This window comes from Oligoflexus sp., from assembly GCF_035638955.1.
Classification (GTDB): Bacteria; Bdellovibrionota_B; Oligoflexia; order Oligoflexales; family Oligoflexaceae; genus Oligoflexus.
Map to the genome: position 1 here is coordinate 1 of NZ_DASQYZ010000414.1, position 4943 is coordinate 4943.

The 4943-nt window shown below is 47.2% G+C and carries 5 protein-coding genes; 2 read left to right on the plus strand and 3 right to left on the minus strand.

Annotated features, from left to right (window positions below):
- Nucleotides 1-234: 234 nt before the first annotated feature.
- From VE954_RS35065 to VE954_RS35075, 3 genes are all read right to left on the minus strand, one after another.
- On the minus strand, nucleotides 235-1227 hold the full coding sequence (locus VE954_RS35065) for a hypothetical protein (RefSeq protein ID WP_324961867.1): 993 nt from the start codon (nucleotides 1225-1227) through the stop codon (nucleotides 235-237).
- 267 nt (nucleotides 1228-1494) lie between these two features.
- On the minus strand, nucleotides 1495-2247 hold the full coding sequence (locus tag VE954_RS35070; protein ID WP_324961869.1) for a hypothetical protein: 753 nt from the start codon (nucleotides 2245-2247) through the stop codon (nucleotides 1495-1497).
- A gap of 318 nt (nucleotides 2248-2565) precedes the next feature.
- On the minus strand, nucleotides 2566-3147 hold the full coding sequence (locus VE954_RS35075) for a hypothetical protein (RefSeq protein WP_324961870.1): 582 nt from the start codon (nucleotides 3145-3147) through the stop codon (nucleotides 2566-2568).
- A 467-nt stretch (nucleotides 3148-3614) separates the two neighbouring features.
- On the opposite strand from VE954_RS35075, the gene VE954_RS35080 reads away from it, so the two are divergent.
- Both VE954_RS35080 and VE954_RS35085 read left to right on the plus strand, forming a co-directional pair.
- Nucleotides 3615-4406, plus strand: coding sequence for a hypothetical protein (locus VE954_RS35080; RefSeq protein ID WP_324961872.1), 792 nt, complete (start codon nucleotides 3615-3617; stop codon nucleotides 4404-4406).
- A gap of 13 nt (nucleotides 4407-4419) precedes the next feature.
- A partial coding sequence (locus VE954_RS35085; protein ID WP_324961874.1) for a hypothetical protein occupies nucleotides 4420-4943 on the plus strand: 524 nt, incomplete at its 3' end.

Consider the following 4943-nt stretch of genomic DNA (forward strand, 5'->3'; position numbering starts at 1 on the left):
AGTCTTGTATCAAATCTATTCTTGGCTTTGAACCTTTTTTACTATCTGGATGAATGCGTTCTGATAGGAAGGTCAACGACTCTCAAAGATCTGTTCGCAGAATGAGGAATGCTAAACGCGTAACCCAGCGCCAAGCATAAACCCCCACTCAATCCCACATAAGATTCGATTGGTTGGCTCTGAAATTTATCGTCGGCTATTGCGAGCACGGCAGAGAATTGGAAGGAAAAACAGTCACCATTTTTTGCCGACAATATCCTCAGCGATGCCGAGGACATCCGGCTTCCTGCAGAGACGGTAGCTCAACTGGCTATATTCGGTGTAGACAATACGTGCAAAATCCCGGCATTGGTTACGGATTAACCATCTCACGACTGAAAGCGTAACCAGGAGGATCTTGTCGACATCTGACAGGCTGCTCACGCTCTGCATAACTTTTTTTACGAGCAAGAGGCGGGTACACAAAGGAATTGTCTTGTCGTTGATCCTTTCCAGGTATGTAGCACATCGATAATACACTGGTAGAGGACGAAAATTCATATTTCTTGACTGCTTCAGAGATTTCAGCTTAGGAAAACCATTCAACCACTTGACCGTTGAAACGGACCTGATCCAGAAAAAGCTCTCCAGCACGTAACTTGGCTGATAAAAATCACTTCGAGGATAAATCTTATCCATCAGGACGCTAATGTCACCAGTTTTGTGAACCTGCCTGCACCACTGCTCCCACTCAACCTCCAGAAACCACTTCTTATTGTTGCTCCATTCCTCGGCGAGCTCAGCACCCAGACTGTCTGCATGATCCCACTGATGGCTTAATCGCAAAGCTCGAAGTTTCATGATCTTGGCAGCCGGCTGCAAGCTGGGGTCCAACGAGGAGCGAAGCGCAGTGTCTAAATATTCAATAGCGAGCGCAGCCTCGCCGAGGCGAAGACTCATCCTCGACAAGGAAAAATATTGGAAGGCCTTGCCTCCGGGCAGATGTATACCTGAATCGCTTTCTACTAACTGTTGCTCGACACAGGCTAAAAAAGGCTCACCTTGGCTAAGGTGCAACTGCGCTCTCAAAACATGCAGTTCACCCAGCAGCACTGCGGCTTCAGACACTTTGGGTTGAATTTTCTGCAAAGCAATAAGAGCATCCGCAAGCTCAAATAGGTCTTTGACTTGGATGTCCGATAGCCCCCCTTCCCTAACATAAGTATGCAACGTGGTCAGCACATACAAAAGACGATCAGGCTTTTGATCATCGCTTTGGGATATCTGGGCAAAAAGGAAGGGATAACGATCTTCCGCTGCAGGGTGAGGGGAAAGCTCCTCTCTAATGCGAGCTTTTATGGAATCAATGTTCTCTCTATTCCAAATCTTAATCGAACTGGCTTTCATAATGGCCTTCCACCTTAGGGCAAAGGTCAAATACCATTATATGCCGTCATTTGGTCATATTCAAGTCTCCGGGGATAAATTCAAACCCTGAAGGGCTGCTGCAACTTATTATCTCCTGACAAAAACCGATTGTTCATCATAAGTACCAATCACGATATCAAAGAAAAAAGGGACACGTCCTGGGCTCTCTTCCTTGAGCATGTCAACTTCTCTCAAAACCTTGCTGCCCATACTTACAATGCGGGCGAGTTCCTCAGCTGTGACAGACTCAGATACGTGGCCAATGAGCGCAAATTTCGGGTCCATATCTCGTGAAAAATGCATGACGTCCTGGTTAACCTGGTGCATCAGATCAGCTAAATCGGGGCTGTATGGCTGCACCTTTAAGCTGGCGCCATTCTCATGTGCCTGCAGAAGTCCGGCTTCTATCATTTCATCAAGCGAGCGCAGGCCTAGTTCTCCGGTCAAACGCCTCACAACATCACGATGCAGCCCGCGCGCTGATAAAGCCAATTGTATGATGAGATTATGTGGATTCAAACGTTTGAATTTTCTTAGCAATGTGGAGAAATCACCATTCATGGGCTTTGCTTGACTTAACCTTTCCACGATGCTGAGAATCAAAGGGAAGTGGCTTCGAATGAAATCCAATTGTTCAGCAGCGGGCATAATCCGCTCAATGAGCTTGACTATAGTTTCATCCTTCACTTCATTGACTTCAGACTGAACAATCCGCCTGTGAGTTGCATAAGGCACGTCGCTTTGCACAGCCAAATCCATGACATTCACTTCAGGAAATCGCTCAAAGTATTTACCCAATGCGTTTTGAAGGGCCTCAAGCTTTGAAGTCCTCGCTTCCATTATGGTGACCTCTCGAAAGTATATGGATTGTCAACTTCGTCCGCAGAATTTCATACATCACCAAACCGAGGCCCTGTGGGATCGTAGGGTATTACGATTTCCACCTTCGCCCCAGGAATTTCCAATCAGTCATCTGAATTTTAAACCATGCAGAGTAAAGGGATCTACAAGATGATCTCCCAAAGAAGATCATCATGCTGATAATATTGGATATAAGGGGCTGGCGTTCGGAGCTGGGTTCACTTTGGGAAACCGAGTTAGTAGGGCATACCTCCCGCGTTAAGGTTGTTGCAGAACGCCTTGCTTGCCAGATCGTGTTTACAGTGCCTCTGGTTGCCAGCCAAACCCCACAGAAAGGGCTGCATACCAGAGATTGGGCGCGGGAAGCAACTGAAGCAGCGGCAGGTTGTCGGATGAAACTCCGTATTCTCGGGCGATGTCCCACGTGGCATTTGCGCAATTCAAGCCGCTTACCTTGTATCCACGAGTGCGCACGACACCATTCGCAAACGTTGCCGCTTGCAACGGGTATGACCTACCCACTGCAAACCATTCACCCGCCACGTAACCTCGATTCCTCATTTCCTGAAGCATCTCATAGTAGTCCAGATTGCAGCGTTGCCAGTAACCAATATCAGCCTGCGCTGCAACCACGGCCCGGCCTCCTGGGTTTTCAACAGCTCCTACACAATAGCGACTTGGAAATCTATCGGTCTGATATCCCCAACCTACATGACCAAGGTAGAATGCTCCGCTCGGTCTTGCAAACACTAGCATCTCACCAGGCAGACCATGAGTTGTCTCCGCATAGGACACGGGCATGCTTGAACTCACTGCGGTCACAGTAATGGCTATGGATCCAGCAAGGGTTGGAAGTCGACGAAAATTCAACATGTTCACGACACACTCCTTCAAATGTAAGGTGCATTTTGAAATTATTTTCCATCGAGATGGACTGTGAAATCTACTGCTTCACAACTCTTGCAGCAGGTCTCGGATTTTTTCAAGTGATTAAAGCTTCACCAATGACAACAAGCTGAGTGATGGAAGTGTGAATATAAGCGTTCGGAAATCACCAAGCATACTTCCAATAACAGAAAATGCACGTACTGAGCTTTACTGGTTTACACAGTGGTTATAGCGAAATATCTTCAGTCGATATTCGCTGAAACCATTAATTTGCGTCGAGATTTGCTTTGCACACATCGCGAGCACCTTTTATTCAAATTGGTCTAAGTTTTTACTTCGTCTTAAAACAAAATATGCTACATCCGTTTTAACTACTGCAGTACAGGCTTTCGTATGAGATGCGAAACAAACATTTTAAGAGGCTATCAAACCTCCTCAGATCATGAAGGGTCCGTCTTATGGCTCGCAAAATAAGTTGTCGTGTTATCGCAAGTTTAACCTTAGGTTTCCTGGTGTGGTCATCTTCGCTTTTTGCCGGTGAGAGGCCGACGGAGATTAATGCGTTAGATTATCCTTTTGATTCAGAAAGCTTTATCCCACTCAAGCTGACCACGGATCCCTACTTCCTGAAGGGCATAAAAGCCGGTCGATCCAATGGCCTCAAACATTCCGCATTGCTCATCTGTGGAGGCGAGAGCCTTGCCCTTGGCACCGATTTAGAATGGGCTAAACCTGAAGAAAACCCCTATCTTTTTGGGTATTTCCTTGGTTACTTGCAGGCCTTTGAAGCAGCCAGGACCAAGACGTTCGTGGATTGCTCGGCTCAGTCGGGCTCAGATCTGGCGACTGGCCTGGTTAGCGCTTATGAAAAACTGCATGAGGCGATTCAAAACGCAATTGACGCCTTGTCTGCTCAGTGTCGCATCGCAGGGCTGCAGTCTATTGCAGACGACCAGAGAGCCTGTCAATTGCAAGACCTGGTTCCATTGGACTTCGATCGTCGCTATTGGGCAACGGTCATTCTTGTCCATGGCTCCTATACGTTGGCAGGTTTGGAGCAGGCTCGGCAGAATATTCATGCAGCTGCAGTAGAGAAAGTAAAGACTCGGAATGCGGCTCTTGCTGCCGAGATCAGTAAGCTCCTGAACAAGGATAAGATCAGCGCAGCTGATCTGATATTGGTGCAAGGCTATGTCAATCAAATACAACCCTTGGAAGCTTTGCAAACCCTCCCGGACTTTAGTTTTTAACTAGGAGATCTCCATGCATTCTAAGTCGATTCTATTTTGCTTTCTATTTTTAACAAACGTGGCTTCGGCACAAGATGGTCTGCTTGATATTACAAAGCTGATTCCTCCTGAATACTACAGTCTGCCAACGACTGACTTCGGGACGCTTTTCAGCGAGCTAAAAGGCACTCCCAAGGCAACTGCGGACGCTCAATGCCGCGGAGGCTATCGGATTGGAAACCAAGTTGGACTTTCCTTGGTTACTAAACTTAATCCGAGCTGTGACGAGCTGCTTCTGCCCTTGAACAGCAACGAGGACAGCGAATGGGCCGTCCCGCAGATCAGCTTTCAAGAAACTGAAAAGCCAGCTGTGCTTTGTCATTACTACGGGTATGCGGAAGCTTTTGAGAAAACCGTGCTCAATACGGCACTTAATTGTGCCAAGATTTTTAACGATAGCCTGACATTGACTTTACAGATTGAATACAACCGCTGTTATGTGAGTACGGCACAGTCGGTAACCCAGCTCCATCTTTCCTTTGCAGGGGGCAGCGGCTT

Excerpts from the sequence above, each read along its gene's own strand:
- VE954_RS35080 (WP_324961872.1), top strand. The coding sequence starts at position 3,615 with ATGGCTCGCAAAATAAGTTGTCGTGTTATCGCAAGTTTAACCTTAGGT.
- VE954_RS35070 (WP_324961869.1), bottom strand. The coding sequence starts at position 2,247 with ATGGAAGCGAGGACTTCAAAGCTTGAGGCCCTTCAAAACGCATTGGGT.